This is a genomic window from Pseudomonas sp. USTB-Z (assembly GCF_019691255.1).
Classification (GTDB): Bacteria; Pseudomonadota; Gammaproteobacteria; order Pseudomonadales; family Pseudomonadaceae; genus Aquipseudomonas; species Aquipseudomonas alloputida.
On sequence record NZ_JAECZP010000012.1, the window covers coordinates 76,918 to 92,585 of the forward strand.

The 15,668-nt window shown below is 63.8% G+C and carries 15 protein-coding genes; 10 read left to right on the forward strand and 5 right to left on the reverse strand.

Annotated elements, in window-relative coordinates; all coding sequences use genetic code 11:
* Positions 1-2: 2 nt before the first annotated feature.
* On the reverse strand, positions 3-293 hold the full coding sequence (locus tag I8746_RS15555) for a DUF3509 domain-containing protein (RefSeq protein WP_221100805.1): 291 nt from the start codon (positions 291-293) through the stop codon (positions 3-5).
* A 121-nt stretch (positions 294-414) separates the two neighbouring features.
* Positions 415-762: an HPF/RaiA family ribosome-associated protein gene (locus tag I8746_RS15560; RefSeq protein ID WP_003251689.1), complete on the reverse strand. Its 348-nt coding sequence runs from the start codon at positions 760-762 to the stop codon at positions 415-417.
* 256 nt (positions 763-1,018) lie between these two features.
* On the opposite strand from I8746_RS15560, the gene I8746_RS15565 reads away from it, so the two are divergent.
* The 6 genes from I8746_RS15565 (at position 1,019) to I8746_RS15590 (ending at position 7,371) form a co-directional block, all read left to right on the forward strand.
* Complete coding sequence (locus I8746_RS15565; protein WP_003251691.1) at positions 1,019-1,324, forward strand: DUF3649 domain-containing protein; 306 nt, start codon at positions 1,019-1,021, stop codon at positions 1,322-1,324.
* The gene (locus I8746_RS15570; protein WP_221100806.1) at positions 1,321-2,898 is read left to right on the forward strand and encodes a PepSY domain-containing protein; all 1,578 of its coding nucleotides are present in this window, start codon (positions 1,321-1,323) and stop codon (positions 2,896-2,898) included. Before I8746_RS15565 ends, I8746_RS15570 begins: the two co-directional genes overlap by 4 nt.
* Positions 2,898-3,224 (forward strand): DUF3325 domain-containing protein, encoded by a 327-nt coding sequence (locus tag I8746_RS15575; RefSeq protein ID WP_221100807.1) that lies wholly within the window; start codon positions 2,898-2,900, stop codon positions 3,222-3,224. Before I8746_RS15570 ends, I8746_RS15575 begins: the two co-directional genes overlap by 1 nt.
* A 5-nt stretch (positions 3,225-3,229) precedes the next feature.
* Entirely contained in the window at positions 3,230-3,805 is a 576-nt protein-coding gene (locus I8746_RS15580; protein ID WP_221100808.1) for an RNA polymerase sigma factor, read from the forward strand.
* Positions 3,802-4,782 (forward strand): FecR domain-containing protein, encoded by a 981-nt coding sequence (locus tag I8746_RS15585; protein WP_221100809.1) that lies wholly within the window; start codon positions 3,802-3,804, stop codon positions 4,780-4,782. The genes I8746_RS15580 and I8746_RS15585 overlap by 4 nt, the downstream gene beginning before the upstream one ends.
* A 198-nt stretch (positions 4,783-4,980) precedes the next feature.
* Positions 4,981-7,371, forward strand: a complete 2,391-nt coding sequence (locus I8746_RS15590; RefSeq protein ID WP_221100810.1) for a TonB-dependent siderophore receptor — start codon at positions 4,981-4,983, stop codon at positions 7,369-7,371.
* Positions 7,372-7,400: 29 nt separating this feature from the next.
* Here I8746_RS15590 and I8746_RS15595 read toward each other — a convergent pair whose 3' ends face one another.
* Positions 7,401-8,276 (reverse strand): helix-turn-helix domain-containing protein, encoded by an 876-nt coding sequence (locus tag I8746_RS15595; RefSeq protein WP_221100811.1) that lies wholly within the window; start codon positions 8,274-8,276, stop codon positions 7,401-7,403.
* Positions 8,277-8,461: 185 nt separating this feature from the next.
* Here I8746_RS15595 and I8746_RS15600 point away from each other — a divergent pair, with 185 nt between their 5' ends.
* Complete coding sequence (locus I8746_RS15600) at positions 8,462-9,364, forward strand: DMT family transporter (RefSeq protein WP_221100812.1); 903 nt, start codon at positions 8,462-8,464, stop codon at positions 9,362-9,364.
* Positions 9,365-9,481: 117 nt separating this feature from the next.
* Here I8746_RS15600 and I8746_RS15605 read toward each other — a convergent pair whose 3' ends face one another.
* Both I8746_RS15605 and I8746_RS15610 read right to left on the reverse strand, forming a co-directional pair.
* Positions 9,482-10,456 (reverse strand): D-glycerate dehydrogenase, encoded by a 975-nt coding sequence (locus tag I8746_RS15605; protein ID WP_004575357.1) that lies wholly within the window; start codon positions 10,454-10,456, stop codon positions 9,482-9,484.
* Positions 10,457-10,629: 173 nt separating this feature from the next.
* On the reverse strand, positions 10,630-11,577 hold the full coding sequence (locus I8746_RS15610; RefSeq protein WP_003251712.1) for a LysR family transcriptional regulator: 948 nt from the start codon (positions 11,575-11,577) through the stop codon (positions 10,630-10,632).
* 191 nt (positions 11,578-11,768) lie between these two features.
* On the opposite strand from I8746_RS15610, the gene I8746_RS15615 reads away from it, so the two are divergent.
* From I8746_RS15615 to I8746_RS15625, 3 genes are read left to right on the forward strand one after another with little or no spacing between them, the layout of a single operon-like run.
* Positions 11,769-13,298, forward strand: coding sequence for an efflux transporter outer membrane subunit (locus tag I8746_RS15615; RefSeq protein WP_088513315.1), 1,530 nt, complete (start codon positions 11,769-11,771; stop codon positions 13,296-13,298).
* Positions 13,295-15,472, forward strand: coding sequence for an FUSC family protein (locus tag I8746_RS15620; RefSeq protein ID WP_003251716.1), 2,178 nt, complete (start codon positions 13,295-13,297; stop codon positions 15,470-15,472). The genes I8746_RS15615 and I8746_RS15620 overlap by 4 nt, the downstream gene beginning before the upstream one ends.
* Positions 15,462-15,662 carry a DUF1656 domain-containing protein gene (locus tag I8746_RS15625; protein ID WP_003251718.1) on the forward strand — a complete coding sequence of 67 codons (201 nt, stop codon included), beginning with the start codon at positions 15,462-15,464 and terminating at the stop codon, positions 15,660-15,662. The genes I8746_RS15620 and I8746_RS15625 overlap by 11 nt, the downstream gene beginning before the upstream one ends.
* The last annotated feature ends 6 nt before the right edge of the window (positions 15,663-15,668 follow it).

A 15,668-nucleotide genomic window follows, 5' to 3' on the forward strand; every position in this document is an offset into this window, starting at 1 on the left:
CCTCAGTTGGCAATGAAATGGCGCGGCTCGTGGCGGGCGTCACGGGTCAGCGCGGCCAGCACTTGCAGGGGGTTCTGGCTGAGTTCGATCGCAAGGCCCAGGCGGATGCTGTCGATCACCCGTTGCAGGCGCACCGGGTCGTTGCGTTGGGCCGGGGTGATGAGGCGCTTGGCGACCACGCCGGCGTCTTCGGACAGGGTCAGCATGATACTGCCGTCGAGGTTTGCAATGCTCAGGTTCACCCGGTATTCGGGGGCGAATGCAGCACTGATTCGTTCGAATGGGTTGTTCATGGTCTTGCTTCTGCGTTGAGTGAATGCAGAGGTTGACCGGGACGTTCGCACGTTGGTTCAGCGCCATTGATCGGCACAAACGAAAACGCCCGGCTCAAGGCCGGGCGTTTTGCATTGCCGATCAGGCGTCCGGGTCACTCAGTTCCAAGACGCCGCGCTTGCTGCGCAGCTTGCCGTAGAAGTGCTCCAGCGCGTGATTGAGCTTGGTGGCGGCACCGTCGACTGCCTGGTCCAGCGAACTGGCGGTGTGGGTCACGGAAATCGGTTGGTGGCCTTTCGGGCGAGCCTCCATCTGGCAGCGTTTGTCATGCGGTCCGGGCTTGACGCCGTTCTCGTCGCGCAGGTGAACCTCGATGCGGGTGAGGTCTTCTTCGTAACGTTCCAGCGAGTTCTGCAGTGTGCTGCGGACCCACTGGTCGAGCCGGGCGTTACCGTCGAAATCGTTGCTGCTGTTGACCTGGATTTGCATGATTCAATCCTTATTCAGCTTGCTCGCATGGAGACGCGCCTAGGCCCTTGAGACCCTTGGAATTTCTGCGCCTCTTGACTCTAAGGTCAGGCAACTGCGGAATGAATTCAAGCCCTTTTTGAAAATAAATTTCTTGTTGCAAATGGGCTTACCGTGACGCGTGGCGCGTACGGCCAAATGGGTAGCGGGGGCTGGGCTTTGCTTATGAGAATTGAAATCATTATTATTGCAGCCCCAAGAACGCCCGGACCTCGCCATGACGCGCAAAACCGCCGGCCTCCCGCTCAGCTATCGCCTGGCCGTGACATCCCGTAGCCTGGCCGCGCTGCTGGGCGGCTATCTGCTGGCGTCCCTCGCGAGCGTCTGTATTGCCTTGCTGGCGCCACTGCCCAAGGTCGATGCCACGCTCACCGGCCTGCTGCTGTCGTTCGTCTTCTACCTGCTGGCGTTCATCTGGTGTTTCGCCTGCCGCAGCGCCTGGCGTGCCTGGTTGGGCGTATTGGCGCCGAGCCTGCTGCTGGGCGTGATCAGCGGCGTTGCCTACTGGATGAAAAACGCATGAAAGAAGGCTTCCGCCAGGCCATGGCCTGGCTGCACACCTGGACCGGCCTGATCTTCGGCTGGCTGTTGTTCGCCATCTTCCTTACCGGCACGCTGTCGTACTTCAAGGAAGAAATCACTCATTGGTCACAGCCTGAAGTGCGCAGCCATGCCCTGGACCCGATCAATAGCCTGGCGGTAGCTCAACGTTACCTGCAGGACAATGCAGGGCATTCGAGTACCTGGTTCATTCGCATGCCGAACGAACGGGAGGCCGCCTTGAGTGTGGGCTACCGCGACCCCAGTGGCGGCCCGCGTGGCTTTGTCAGGAAAACCCTCGATACCCAGACCGGCCAGCCGGTGGACGCACGTGACAGCCGCGGTGGTGAGTTCTTCTACCGCTTCCACTTCCAGCTTCAGATGCCTTACCCGGTTGGCCGTTGGCTCTCGACGTTCTGCGCTTTCATCATGCTGCTGGGGTTGGTCACCGGCATCATTACCCACAAGAAGATCTTCAAGGAGTTCTTCACCTTCCGCCCTGGCAAGGGGCAGCGTTCCTGGCTGGACGGGCACAATGCCATCGGCGTGCTGGTGCTGCCGTTCCACCTGATGATCAGCTACAGCAGCCTGGTGCTGTTCATGTACATGGTGATGCCGGCGGGCATCATGGCCAGCTACGGCAATGACACCGACAAGTACTTCAACGACCTGTTTGGCCGCAACGATGCGCCCAAGGCGGCCCAGGTGGCCACGCCGCTGGTAGCGTTGCCGAGCCTGTACGCCAAGGTGCAGGCGCTGCAGCCGGGGGCGCGTGTTGGCAGCATCCAGGTGCAGAACCCGGGCGACAGCAATGCCCGCGTTACTTTCACCCAATCGGCAGCCGACCACGTGGCTTATCGGCGTAGCGCCAACTGGACATTCGATGGGGCCAGTGGTGCGCTGTTGAGCCAGGGCAAGCCGGAGAGCGGTTTAATGATGACCGCCTTCAGTTTCGCCGGCCTGCACATGGGTAACTTTGCCGGGCCTTGGCTGCGCTGGCTGTATTTCTTCTTTGGTGTGGCCGGTACGGCGGTGATTGGTACCGGGTTGGTGATGTGGTTGGGCAAGCGCCAGCTCAAGCACGCCAAGAGCGGAGCTGTGCCAGGGGAGCTGCGCCTGGTCGAAGTGCTCAATATGGCCAGCATGAGTGGCTTGTTGCTGGCGGTGGCGAGCTTCTTCTGGGCCAACCGCCTGGTGCCCATGGCTGTCGAAGGCCGGGCCGACTGGGAGGTCCATGCTTTCTTCATCGCCTGGGGCCTGTCGCTGGTGCACGCCGTGCTGCGTAGCGGGCGCAAGGCCTGGGGCGAGCAACTGGCGCTGGGCGCGCTGGCCTTCGCGCTGCTGCCGTTGCTCAATGGCCTGACGACTGACCGGGGCTTGAACCATTCGGTACTGGAGGGGGACTGGGCCATGGCCGGCTTCGATCTGACAGCCCTGGGGACTGGCCTGTTTCTGGCCTGGCTGGCCCACAAGATGCTGGCCAGCCCAACCCCCGTAGCCAAGCGCGCGGCGCGTGCGACAAAAAAGCCAAGCATTGAAACGGTGGGGGCGAGCTGATGCTGGGTAACGCACTGATCGCTTTTGCAGGCTTCGTTGCCCTGTGCCTGGCGATGGAAAAGCATTTCAGCGATTTGCTCGGGCGCAAGCCGCGCCCGCGCCACTTGCACCTGTTGCGTGTCGCAGGTTGGCTGCTGCTGATACTGTCGCTGGTGCTCAGCGTGCACCAGCGTGGCTGGGCCCTCGGCCTGGTGGAGTGGACCGCAGTGATGATGGCCGGGGTAACACTGTGGGTGTTCGGCCTGCCCTACCAGCCTCGTCTGCTCCTGGGTCTGGCTGCCGTCAGCGTGGTGCTGGGCCCCCTGCTGGCCGTATCTGCTGCGTGATCCCTGTGAGCGAGCCGAGGGATATCATCGAACCTGACGCTGACAGCGCAGGCGCGCGTGCGCGTTTCGTCCAGGTGTTCCAGGCCCAGCGTGCGCGTATGGAGGCGTTGGTAAGCCGTCGGGTCGGCTGCCGCGTCACCGCTTCGGACCTGGTCCAAGAGCTGTTCCTGCGTTTCTGGCGTCGCCCCGAGGTCAAGGTCGAGGCGCTGGACACTTACCTGCTGCGTTGCGCGGGCAACCTGGCCATAGACCACCTGCGCAGCGAGAGTAGCCGCGAACGCGTGGCCGAAGCGGCTGTGCCGGTGAGCGAGGCGAGCCTGGCCCAGGCCCCTGAGCAGGCCGTGGAGGTCGATCACGACTTGCAGCGTATCGAGGCCACCTTGCGTGCCTTGCCCGAACGCACCCGGCAGATCTTCCTGCTCAACCGCATTCACGGCTGCAAGTACAGCGAGATCGCCAAAGCCATGCAGCTGTCACAGAGCGCTGTGGAAAAGCATATGATGCGCGCCCTCGAAGCGTGCAAGGCGAGTGTTGCCGAGCCCGCGTCCACCCCACGCCGGCCAGGGAGCGCCCGTCGATGAGCCGTTTACCGCCGATCACCGAAGCGCAGTTTCAGGCTGCCCTGCAATGGTTCAACCGGATCAACGAGCAACCCGGGCAAGCCGAAGGGGCGGCATTCAAGCGCTGGCTGCTGGCCGAACCCGCACACCGCGCAGCCTACGACCAGGCCCAGGTGCTGTGGCAGAAAAGCGCCGCCCCGGCGGCGCGGCTGGCGGACGAAGAGCAGGACGCCCTGCAGCGCTACCTCGATGCCATGGCCAGACCACCGGCTCGTGGCGGGTGGCGGCGGGTGGCAGGGCTGGCGATGGCAGCCTGCCTGGTGCTGGCCGTGGGCGTCGCTGGTGGTTGGCACCCGGGGTACTGGTTGCAGGACCTGCAGGCGGACTACAGCAGTGCCGGGCAGATTCGCCAGGTGACCTTGGCCGACCAGTCACAGGTGACGCTTGATGCCGGTAGCGCCATTGCGGTCGATTTCGCCCAGGGTGAGCGCCGTGTGCGGTTGCTGCATGGCGCGGCGTTCTTCGAGGTTACCCATACCGGTGAGCCGTTCCTGGTGGAAGCTGCCGGCGGCGAAGTGCGGGTGCTCGGCACCCAGTTCGAGGTGCGTGAGCAAGGCGAGGGTGCCCAGGTGACGGTGCGCAGCGGGCGTGTGGGCGTCAGCCCCGCGCAGGGCACTGTGGCGCGAGAACTGACTGCCAACCAGCAGCTGACCTACCGCGCAGGCAGGGTAGGCGACACCCTGGCGGTGGACAGCGAAAACCGCCTGGCCTGGCGCCAGGGGTGGCTGAACTATTACCAGGTGCCGCTGGCGCAGGTGATCGAAGACCTTGGGCGATATTACCCGGGGCGTATCCTGTTGCTCGATGGTGACCTGGGGCAGCGCAAGGTCAGCGGCAGCTTCCCGGTGGCCGAGCCGCTGCTGGCGCTGGATTCGCTGGGCAAGGTGATGGGTTTTTCACGGCAGACCGTGTTGGGGCGTTTGACCCTGATTCGGTAGTTGCCTGTGCCGGCCTCTTCACGGGTAACCCCGCCCCTACAGCGTTGCGCGCCCCCCTGTAGGAGCGGGTTCACCCGCGAAGAGGCCGGCACAGCAAAAAATATTTCCAGGCAAGGTGAGGTAACAGCACGTGGCATCCGTGTAATGAGTGAAAGTGCGATTGATTCGCAATAATCACCCCCTCACAGGTCAGCGTCCATGAAGTTCTCCCCGCGTTGCGTCCCTCTCTGGTTCGGCCTTGCTGCGCTCCCGGCCTTCGCTGTCGCCCCCCTGGCAACCGCGGCCGAGCAGCTGCAGGCCTATGCCTTCGCCCAGCCGGCCCAACCCTTGGCCCAGGCCCTGAACGCCTTCAGCCGCACCACTGGCCAGAGCGTGGTCTACACCCTCGAGCTGTCGGGCGTGCAAGCGCCAGCGCTGAAGGGTCGGTTCAGCGCCGAGCAGGCGCTGCAACAACTGCTGGGCAACGCTGGGCTGGCCTGGCGCCGCGTCGACGCACGTACCCTGACCCTCGAACCTGCAGACACCTCCGGTGCCCTCAACCTGCAGGCCACCACCGTGACCTCGCAACTGGACGACTACAGCTACCAGCCCCCGGCCAGCGCTTCGATCATGCGCGGACAGGGCCCGAACCAGGACATCCCTCAGGCAGTCAACGTGGTACCGGCCCAGGTTATCCGCGACCAGGCCCCGCGCAACCTCGATGATGCCCTGGCCAACGTCAGCGGCATTACCCAGGGCAACAACTTCGGCGGCACATCCGACACGGTGATGAAACGTGGCTTTGGCGACAACCGCGACGGCTCGATCATGCGCGATGGCATGCCCGTGGTGCAGGGCCGCAACCTCAACGCCAGCACCGAGCGGGTTGAAGTGCTCAAGGGGCCTGCCTCGCTGCTGTACGGTATCCAGGACCCGGGTGGGGTCATCAACGTGGTCAGCAAGCGTCCGCAGTTGCAGCAGTACAACGCCCTGACGGTGCGCGGCTCGACCTATGGCAGCGGCAAGAACGGCAGCGGTGGCGGGCTCGACAGCACGGGCGCACTGGGTGACAGCAACTTCGCCTACCGCCTGGTCGTCGACCACGAAGACGAGGACTACTGGCGCAACTACGGTGTGCACCGCGAATCGCTGGTGGCACCGTCGCTGGCTTGGCTGGGCGAAGACACCCAGGTGGTGCTGGCTTACGAGCACCGTGAATTTCTCTATCCGTTCGACCGTGGCACCGCGTTCGGCAACAACGGCCACCCGCTGAACATCCCTGCCACGCGCCGCCTGGACGAGCCGTTCAACGACATGGAAGGGCGCTCCGACCTGTATCGCCTGGAAGTCGACCATCAGCTGGCCGATGACTGGAAGCTGCACTTCGGCTACAGCTTCAATCGTGAGACCTACGATGCCAGCCAGGTTCGCGTGACCGGCGTCAACGAAACCCAAGGCACGCTGACACGCAGCATCGACGGCACCCACAACGCCATGAGCCGTGACCAGTTCGTGACCCTGAGTCTCAATGGCAATGTCGAGCTGGCGGGGATGCAGCATGACCTGCTGTTCGGCATCGACCATGAAGACCGCAAGATCTTTCGCGGTGACCTGATTCGCCAGACGCCACAGTCCACGTTCAGTTATCTGGACCCGGTCTACGGACAGGAAGTGGAGGGCACCAACGTGCGAGCCAGCGACAGTGACCAGACCGACAAGCTGCGCACCGATGCGCTGTTCGTGCAGGACGCGCTGCACCTCGATGAGCACTGGATCCTTGTAGCAGGTGCGCGTTTCCAGCAGTACGACCAGTACGCTGGCCGCGGTCGCCCGTTCAAGGCCAATACCGACATCAGTGGCCAGGCTTGGGTACCCCACGCCGGTATCGTTTACAAAGTCGACGACCAGCTCTCGTTCTATGGCAGCTACAGCGAGTCGTTCAAGCCCAACTCGACCATCGCGCCGCTGACCGGCAATGTCGTGCTCGACGCCTCGGTGGCACCTGAGGAGGGCAAGTCGTGGGAGCTGGGCGCCAAGCTCGACATGCCAGGCCGCATCACAGGCACCCTGGCATTGTTCGATATCACCAAGCGCAATGTACTGGTCTCGAACTTTGACGCCGTCACAAGCGAGACGGTCTACAGCAATGCGGGTGAGGTCAGTTCACGCGGTGTGGAACTCGACGTGACCGGCCAGATCAGCGAGCGCTGGAGCCTGATCGGCAGCTATGCACTGACCGATGCCAAGGTCACCAAGGACCCTGATCTTGAGGGCAATCGCCTGCAGAACGTGGCCCGGCACAGCGGCTCGCTGTCGGCGGTGTATGACTTTGGCAGCCTGTTCGGGGGTGACCGGCTGCGCTTCGGTGCCGGCGCCCGTTATGTGGGTGAGCGTTCGGGTAACGCGACCAATACCTTCGACCTGCCGAGCTATACCGTTGCCGATGCGTTTGCCACTTATGAAACCAAACTCGACGAACACAACGTGCGCCTGCAACTGAACGTGAAGAACCTGTTCGACAAGGTGTATTACAGCTCGGCGGTGAACCAGTACTTTGTGGCGATTGGCGATGCGCGGCAGGTCAGTTTGTCGAGCACCTTCGAGTTCTAGGCAAATGGGGCCGCAGAGCGGCCCCGGTTTCAGATGAAAAAGGCCTTGCGGTATTCGCCAGGTGTTGCCCCCAGGGCTTGGCGAAACCGGTTGCTGAAATGGCTGGCACTGGCAAACCCGCACAACAAGGCAATCTCCCCCAGCGGCATTACTCCCAGCCGCAACAACTGGCACGCCCGGTGCAGCCGCCGGGCCAGCAGATACTGGTGCGGCGGGAGCCCGAAACTGGCGCGGAACATGCGCGCAAAGTGGTATTCGGACAGATTGCAGCGCAGCGCCAGCTCTTCCAGGGTGATGGGCTGGTCCAGGTGTGCCTCGAGGTAGTCGACCAGCTGTCGGCGCAGGTTTGGCGCCAGCCCGCCTTTCAGGCGCAGGCCTTGGCGCAACCCGACCTGGCTGAGCAGCGCATGGTCAACGATCTCGTGCGCCAGGCTGCTGGCCAGCAGGCGCTCGCCGGGCTCGTCCCAGTCCAGCTGGATCAATTGATGGAAGCGGGCAGCCTGCTGCGGGTCGTCCAGAAAGGTCGCTTCCTGCAGTTGCAGCTCGCGCGGTTCCCGGTCGAGCAGGCGTACACAGCCCAGGGCGAACTGCGCCTCGCTGATATACAGGTGTGCCAGGCGGATCGCGCCATTGACGACCCAGTTCGATTCCTGCCCGGCCGGCATCACGCACAGCTTGTCGGGCGCACCTTTGTCGGCCGGGCGCTGGCGGCGGAAGGTGCCGGTGCCGTCGGCGATGTAGCACGACAGGGTGTGATGGCTAGGCGCCTGGTAGTCGCGCGCATCGTCACGGTTGCTCCACAACGCTGCCGCCAGTCCGTCGCCCAGGTGCGCGCTCAGCTCCAGCCTGGCGTTGGGCGAGGCATGCATGGCGTTGAACACTTGCAACTGGGTGAGTGGCGTCATTGGCGGGTCCTCTTGCCTGCCATCCTACTGCGCCCTGGATCGAGTGACAGCTACCGGCGCAAGAAAAGCGCAAGTTCGTGCAAGCAGACAGAGGCCGATCGAAAGAACACTGGTGATCCCTGAAGGAGCGGGTTTACCCGCGAAGCGCCGGGCACCGATTTCCAAAGGCCCAAGGAACCGCCACCATGAACCTGTCACTCTACCTGCTCACCGTCCTGATCTGGGGCACCACCTGGATCGCCCTGAAACTCCAGTTGGGCGTGGTCGCGATCCCGGTGTCGATCGTCTACCGCTTCGCCCTGGCCGGGCTGATCCTGTTTGCTTTCCTGTTGCTTACCCGCCGGCTGCAACCCATGAACCGCCGTGGCCACCAGATCTGCCTGGCCCAGGGCCTGTGCCTGTTCTGCGTCAACTTCATCTGCTTCCTCAGCGCCAGCCAGTGGATCGCCAGCGGCCTGATCGCGGTGGTGTTCTCCACCGCGACACTGTGGAACGCGCTTAACGCTCGCCTTTTCTTCGGCCAGAAAATCGCCAGCAATGTGCTTGGCGGGGGTGCCTTGGGCTTGCTTGGCCTGGGCCTGCTGTTCTGGCCGGAGCTGTCGCATCACGCAGCCAGCCGCGAAACCCTGTACGGCCTTGGCTTGGCCCTGTTCGGCACGCTGTGCTTCTCGGCCGGCAACCTGCTGTCGAGCATGCAGCAGAAAGCCGGCCTCAAGCCGATGACCACCAATGCCTGGGGCATGGTCTATGGGGCGGTGATGCTGGCGGTGTTCTGTGTGGTCAGCGGCGTGCCGTTCAGCATGGAGTGGAATGCGCGCTATATCGGTTCGCTGCTGTACCTGGTGGTGCCGGGGTCGGTGATTGCCTTCACTGCCTACCTGACGTTGGTCGGGCGCCTGGGCCCGGAGCGGGCAGCTTACTGCACGGTGCTGTTCCCGTTGGTGGCGTTGAATGTGTCGGCGGTGGCTGAGGGTTACCAATGGACGGCGCCGGCCTTGCTCGGCTTGGTGGCGGTGATGGCGGGGAATGTGCTGGTGTTTCGCAAGCCCCGGGCCAGGGTGGCTGGGGGTGTTGTGGTAGCCAAATAGGTGATGGGTTGCCTGGGCCGGCCCTTTCGCGGGTAAACCCGCTCCTACAGGGCAGTGCACACCCTTTGTAGGCACGGGTTTACCCGCGAAGGGGCCGGCCCAGGCACTCCAAAACGGTCAGCCCTTCCACACCTGCGGGTTCACCAGGTCCCGCGGCCGCTCGCCCAGCAGCGCCGCACGCAGGTTGTCGATCGCCCGGTTGGCCATGGCCTCACGGGTTTCGGCAGTAGCCGAACCAATGTGCGGCAGGGTCAGCGCATTGGGTAGCTTGAACAGCGGCGAGTCGCTCAGCGGCTCTTTCTCGTACACGTCCAGGCCCGCGCCGCGAAGGGTGCCATTCTGCAGCGCCTCGATCAGCGCCGCCTCATCCACCACCGGCCCACGGGCAATGTTGATCAGGAACGCACTCGGCTTCATCAGCTTCAGCTCGCGGCTGCTGATCAGTTTGCGGGTGGCATCGGACAACGGCACCACGATGACCACGAAGTCGGCTTCGGCCAGCAACTGATCCAGGCTGCGGAACTGCGCGCCCAGCTCCTGCTCCAGCGCAGTCTTGCGGCTGTTGCCGCTGTACAGGATCGGCATGTTGAAGCCGAAGCGGCCACGGCGTGCCACTGCTGCACCAATGTTGCCCATGCCGACGATACCCAGGGTCTTGCCATGTACATCGCTGCCGAAGTGGGCCGGGCCCACGGTAGCCTGCCAGTTGCCGGCCTTGGTCCAGGCATCCAGCTCGGCGGTGCGCCGGGCGCAGCCCATGATCAGCGAGAAGCCCAGGTCGGCGGTGCTTTCGGTCAGCACGTCGGGGGTGTTGGTCAGGGCGATGCCGCGCTCGTTGAAGTAGTCGAGGTCGTAGTTGTCATAGCCGACCGACACGCTGGACACCACCTCCAGCCTGGCCGCGCCTTCAAGCTGCGCCCTGCCGAGCTTGCGGCCAACGCCGATCAGACCATGGGCTTCAGGCAGGGCTTCGTTGAACTGGGCGTTGATGTCGCCGAGCTTGGGGTTGGGCAGAATCACGTTGAAGTCTTGCTGCAGGCGCTCGGCCATGGCCGGGGTGATACGGCTGAAGGCCAGGACGGTCTTTTTCATCGGGCAACTTCTCTGCTAGGCGGGGTGGGGCTGTGCCGGCCTCTTCGCGGGCAAGCCCGCGCCTACAGGGGCGCGGTGCCTTGCAGGAACGGGCTTGCCCGCGAAAGGGGCGGAACAGGCGAAATCAATGGTTAGCAACCTACCATTGTCAGCCCCCGCAATGCAGCAGCTTTTTAGTTGGCGATCAGCACCTGGTGGGTTTTCAGGTCTGCCTCATGCGCGGCAAGAATCTCTGGCAGCGAGTTGCGCAGGTACTCGACCCAGGTCTTGATCTTGGCATCCAGATACTGCCGCGATGGATAGATGGCATACAGGTTCAGCTCCTGCAGGCGATACTCGGGCAGCACCCGCACCAGGCTACCGTCCCGCAGGCCCTCGATAGCCGAATAGATCGGCAGCACGCCTACGCCCATGCCACTGCGGATCGCAGTCTTCATGGCATCGGCGGTATTCACCATGAACGGCGAACTGGTGATGTTGACCATCTCTTGGCCTTCCGGGCCATCGAACAGCCATTTCTCCAGCGGTATGACCGGGCTGACCATGCGCAGGCAGGCGTGCTTGAGCAGGTCGGCAGGCTTGTGCGCCACACCATGCTGGGCGATGTAGGCGGGCGAGGCACAGACAATGCTGTAGGTGATGCCCAGGCGCTGCGAAACGAACCCTGAGTCGGGCAGTTCGGTGGCCAGCACGATGGAGACGTCATAACCCTCGTCGAGCAGATCGGGCACGCGGTTGGCCATGGTCAAATCGAAGGTCACGTCCGGGTGCGTTTCGCGGTAGCGGGCGATGGCATCGACCACGAAGTGCTGGCCGACCCCAGTCATCGAATGCACCTTCAACTGCCCGGCCGGGCGCGCATGGGCGTCGCTGGCTTCGGCCTCGGCTTCTTCGACGTAGGTAAGAATCTGTTCGCAACGCATCAGGTAGCGCTTGCCGGCTTCGGTCAGCGCAATGCGGCGGGTGGTACGGTTGAGCAGCCTTGTTTGCAGATGGGCTTCCAGATTGGAGACTGCCCGCGACACGTTCGCGGTGGTCGTATCCAGTTGCGCCGCAGCGGCAGTGAAGCTGCCGAGTTGGGCTACGCAACTGAAAGCACGCATGTTTTGCAGGGTGTCCATGGGTCACTCTCGAGGTAGAGGACAAAATTGTGTCACGAAGTAACTTGGAAAAGAGAAAAAGTTGCCTTCGACCAAAGGCGGATTATCGCTGTTTTGGTAACAAAGATTCGCAGGAATCTGTGCTTATCGCCAGTGCTGCTGCCCCCTAGAATTGCCCGGCCTCTTCACCTCTTCCTCGGGAAATCGCAGCTGTGCCGCGTCGCATCATCAGAACGCTCAAGGCGTTCAGTGCCTGTGCCCTTGCCCTCACCTTGAGCGGCTGTATCGGAACCTGGGGCATTGCCCCGCAAAGCAAGACGCTGCAAGCCAATACCTTGACCACCGACGCGGCCATTCGCGAAGCCGCGACCGACGCTCACTGGCCCGACCAGCAGTGGTGGCACGCCTATGGTGACCCACAGCTGGACCGCTGGGTTACCCTGGCCGTGGCCGATAGCCCAAGCCTGGCCATGGCCGCGGCGCGGGTGCGCGAAGCCAAGGCCATGGCCGGTGTGGTCGAGTCGGCGGAAAAGCTCCAGGCCAACGGCCAGGCAACGCTCAAGCGCCACAACTGGCCTGAAGACCAGTTTTATGGCCCCGGCGCGTTGTCGGGTGCCAACACCTGGGACAACAACGCCGCCATCGGTTTCAGCTACGCCCTTGACCTGTGGGGGCGCGAGCGCAATGCCAGCGAGCAGGCCGTGGACCAGGCGCACATGAGCGTGGCCGAAGCCCGTCAGGCGCAGCTGGAACTGCAGAACAATGTGGTGCGTGCCTACATCCAGCTGAGCCTGCATTTTGCCCAGCGCGATATCGTCAAGGCCGAACTGGAACAGCAGGAGCAGATCCTGGCCCTGGCCAAGCGTCGCCTGGATGCCGGTATCGGCACCCATTTCGAAGTCAGCCAGGCCGAAGCGCCGCTGCCGGAAACCCACCGCCAGCTCGACAGCCTCGACGAAGAAATTGCCCTGACCCGCAACCAGCTGGCCGCACTGGCCGGCAAGGGGCCGGGGGAAGGCGCGCAGTTGCAGCGCCCGGTCCTGGCCTTGGCCGCGCCGCTGAAACTGCCTTCGAACCTGCCCGCCGAACTGGTTGGCCAGCGGCCTGATGTGGTTGCCAGCCGCTGGCAGGTGGCTGCCCAGGCGCGTGGCATCGACGTCGCTCACGCCGGCTTCTTCCCCAACGTCGACCTGGTCGGCAGCCTGGGCTTCATGGCCACCGGCGGTGGCCCGCTGGAATTCCTGACCGGGCGCAAGTTCAACTACAACGTCGGCCCGGCCATCAGCTTGCCGATCTTTGACGGTGGGCGCCTGCGCTCAGAACTGGGCGTGGCCTCGGCGGGGTATGACGTGGCGGTGGCCCGCTACAACCAGACCGTGGTTGGTGCACTGAAGAACATCTCCGACCAGTTGATCCGCCGCGAGTCGATGAAAGAACAGTCGCACTTCGCCGCCGAATCGGTTGCTGCCGCGCAGAAAACCTACGACATCGCCATGGTCGCGTTCCAGCGCGGCCTTACCGACTACCTGAACGTGCTCAACGCGCAGACTTTGTTGTTCCGCCAGCAGCAGGTGCAGCAGCAGGTGCAGGCCGCCCGCCTGATTGCCCATGCCGAGCTGGTCACCGCTCTGGGTGGTGGCCTGCAGGCCGGTCAGGATGCGCCGAAAGAGGAACGCCAGGCAGCGCCGAAGACCCCGGCCACCCTGGCCATTTTCGACAAGAAGCCGGATAACGCCGAATGAGCACTTCCAGTTTGCCCGTGCGCTGGCTGCAAAGCCTGGAATGGCGCCGGGGCTTCTTTGCCTGGGCGCGCACCGACGGCGTGACCTGGGTGTACATCTTCAAGGTGCTGGCCGCCGCGTTCATTACCTTGTGGTTGGCCATGCGCCTGGAGCTGCCGCAACCGCGCACGGCCATGATCACCGTGTTCATCGTCATGCAGCCGCAAAGCGGGCATGTGTTCGCCAAGAGCTTCTACCGGGTGCTGGGCACCCTGGCCGGCTCGGCGATGATGGTGGCGCTGATCGCCATCTTCCCGCAGAACACCGAGCTGTTTCTGCCCAGCCTGGCCCTGTGGGTGGGCCTGTGCTCAGCCGGTGCCATGCGCTACCGCACCTTCCGCGCCTATGGTTTCGTGCTGGCTGGCTACACCGCAGCGATGATCGGCCTGCCGGTGCTGCAACACCCCGACCAGGCGTTCATGGCAGCGGTATGGCGGGCGCTGGAAATCGCCCTGGGTATTCTGGTGTCGACCTTCGTCAGTGCCGCGATCCTGCCGCAGTCGGCCAGTGCCGCAATGCGCAACGCCCTGTACCAGCGCTTTGGCGTGTTTGCCGGGGTGGTGGTCGAGGCCCTGCGTGGCGACAGTCAAAAGGACCGCTTCGAGAGCAGCAACGTGCGCTTCGTGGCAGAGGCCGTGGGCCTTGAGAGCCTGCGCAACGTCACCGCTTTCGAAGACCCGCACATGCGCCGTCGCAGTGGCCGGCTGGTGCGCATGAACAGCGAGTTCATGGCCATCACCACCCGCTTCAATGCCTTGCACCGCTTGCTGGAGCGCCTGCGTGCCCGTGGCCCGCTGCAGATCGTCAGTGCCATCGAACCGGGCCTGAACACCCTTGTGGAGTTGCTGCAGCCCTATGTGGGCCGGGCGTTGACTGACGCCGATGCGCTGCGCCTGACCCTGGAGCTGGCCGCCTACAAGGAAGGCCTGCAGGCTCAGGTGCGAGGGCTGCGGGCTGAGTACCTGGCAACGGACCCCAGCGAATCCGACCTGCTCGATTTTCACACCGCGTTCGAGCTGCTGTACCGCTTCGTCGACGAGATGTTGAGCTACGCCGAAACCCATGCCTCGCTGGCCGCGCACAAGCACGAGCGCGAGCAGTGGGACGAGCCCTACGTGGCGCAGACCAGCTGGTTGGTATCGCTGGCGGCCGGTGTGCGCGCCTCGGCAGTGCTGTTGCTGCTGGGCAGTTACTGGCTGCTCAGCGATTGGCCCAGTGGCGCCATGATGACCCTGATCGCCACGGTCACCGTATGCCTTTCGGCGGCGTCGCCCAACCCCAAGCGCATGTCGTTCCAGATGGCTTGCGGCACGGCCATCGGCGCTTTTGTCGGCTTCTTCGAAACCTTCTTCGTGTTCCCCTGGATCGACGGTTTTCCGCTGCTGTGCATGGTGCTGGCGCCTGTGTTCGTGCTGGGCGCGTTTCTTTCGTCGCGCCCTGCCTACGCCGGTTACGGCATCGGCCTGCTGGTGTTCTTCGCGATTGGTTCGGTGCCGAACAACCTCACCGTTTATGACCCGTACACTTTCATCAACGACTACATCGGCATGGTGATCGGCATGTTCGTCTGTGCCGCCGCCGGGGCGATCATCCTGCCGCCCAACAGCCGCTGGTTGTGGAGCCGCCTGGAGCAGGCGTTGCGCGAGCAGGTGCTGTTCGCCATCAGCGGCCGCCTGCGCGGCCTGGGCTCGGCCTTCGAAAGCCGCACCCGCGACCTGCTGCACCAGGCCTATGGCCTGGCGGCCGGCAAGCCGCAGGTGCAAAGCCAGCTGATGGGCTGGATGTTCACCGTGCTGGAGATCGGCCACGCCGTCATCGAGCTGCGCAAGGAGCAAGCCCGCGCCCCGGTGCACCCGGCCTATGCCGAATCGCAGCCCTGGCGCCAGGCAATCCGTGTCATGGGCCGTGCGCTGACCCGGCTGTTCCTGCAGCCCAGCGCCAGCAACCACGAGCGCGCACTGGTGGCAGTGGACCACGCCATCGCACGCGTGCAGGCCACCGACGAGCCATTCGCCCGGCACTTCGACACCTCGGTGTTGCGCCGCGTGCAAAGCTACCTGCACTTCATCCGTACTTCCCTGCTGGACCCACAGTCGCCACTGGCACCGGCGAAAGGATTGCACCATGCCCCGTGAGATCGCCTTCCATGGCGTGTACATGCCCACCATGACCTTGATGTTCCTGTTTGCCCTGGGCCTGGCCTGGGGCCTGGACCGGTTCATTGCCAGCCATGATGGCTACCGCTTCTTCTGGCACCCGGCGCTGCTGCGCCTGAGCCTGTTCGTCTGCTTGTTCGGCGCCATGGCGCTGTCTGTCTACTGGTGAGAATCC

Bases quoted from the DNA above. Each gene is read 5' to 3' on its own strand.
- I8746_RS15590 (WP_221100810.1), top strand. From the start codon at position 4,981: ATGAAGTTCTCCCCGCGTTGCGTCCCTCTCTGGTTCGGCCTTGCTGCG.
- I8746_RS15610 (WP_003251712.1), bottom strand. From the start codon at position 11,577: ATGGACACCCTGCAAAACATGCGTGCTTTCAGTTGCGTAGCCCAACTC.
- I8746_RS15560 (WP_003251689.1), bottom strand. From the start codon at position 762: ATGCAAATCCAGGTCAACAGCAGCAACGATTTCGACGGTAACGCCCGG.
- I8746_RS15575 (WP_221100807.1), top strand. From the start codon at position 2,898: ATGCTGGGTAACGCACTGATCGCTTTTGCAGGCTTCGTTGCCCTGTGC.
- I8746_RS15595 (WP_221100811.1), bottom strand. From the start codon at position 8,276: ATGACGCCACTCACCCAGTTGCAAGTGTTCAACGCCATGCATGCCTCG.
- I8746_RS15600 (WP_221100812.1), top strand. From the start codon at position 8,462: ATGAACCTGTCACTCTACCTGCTCACCGTCCTGATCTGGGGCACCACC.
- I8746_RS15555 (WP_221100805.1), bottom strand. From the start codon at position 293: ATGAACAACCCATTCGAACGAATCAGTGCTGCATTCGCCCCCGAATAC.
- I8746_RS15570 (WP_221100806.1), top strand. From the start codon at position 1,321: ATGAAAGAAGGCTTCCGCCAGGCCATGGCCTGGCTGCACACCTGGACC.
- I8746_RS15605 (WP_004575357.1), bottom strand. From the start codon at position 10,456: ATGAAAAAGACCGTCCTGGCCTTCAGCCGTATCACCCCGGCCATGGCC.
- I8746_RS15585 (WP_221100809.1), top strand. From the start codon at position 3,802: ATGAGCCGTTTACCGCCGATCACCGAAGCGCAGTTTCAGGCTGCCCTG.
- I8746_RS15565 (WP_003251691.1), top strand. From the start codon at position 1,019: ATGACGCGCAAAACCGCCGGCCTCCCGCTCAGCTATCGCCTGGCCGTG.
- I8746_RS15620 (WP_003251716.1), top strand. From the start codon at position 13,295: ATGAGCACTTCCAGTTTGCCCGTGCGCTGGCTGCAAAGCCTGGAATGG.
- I8746_RS15625 (WP_003251718.1), top strand. From the start codon at position 15,462: ATGCCCCGTGAGATCGCCTTCCATGGCGTGTACATGCCCACCATGACC.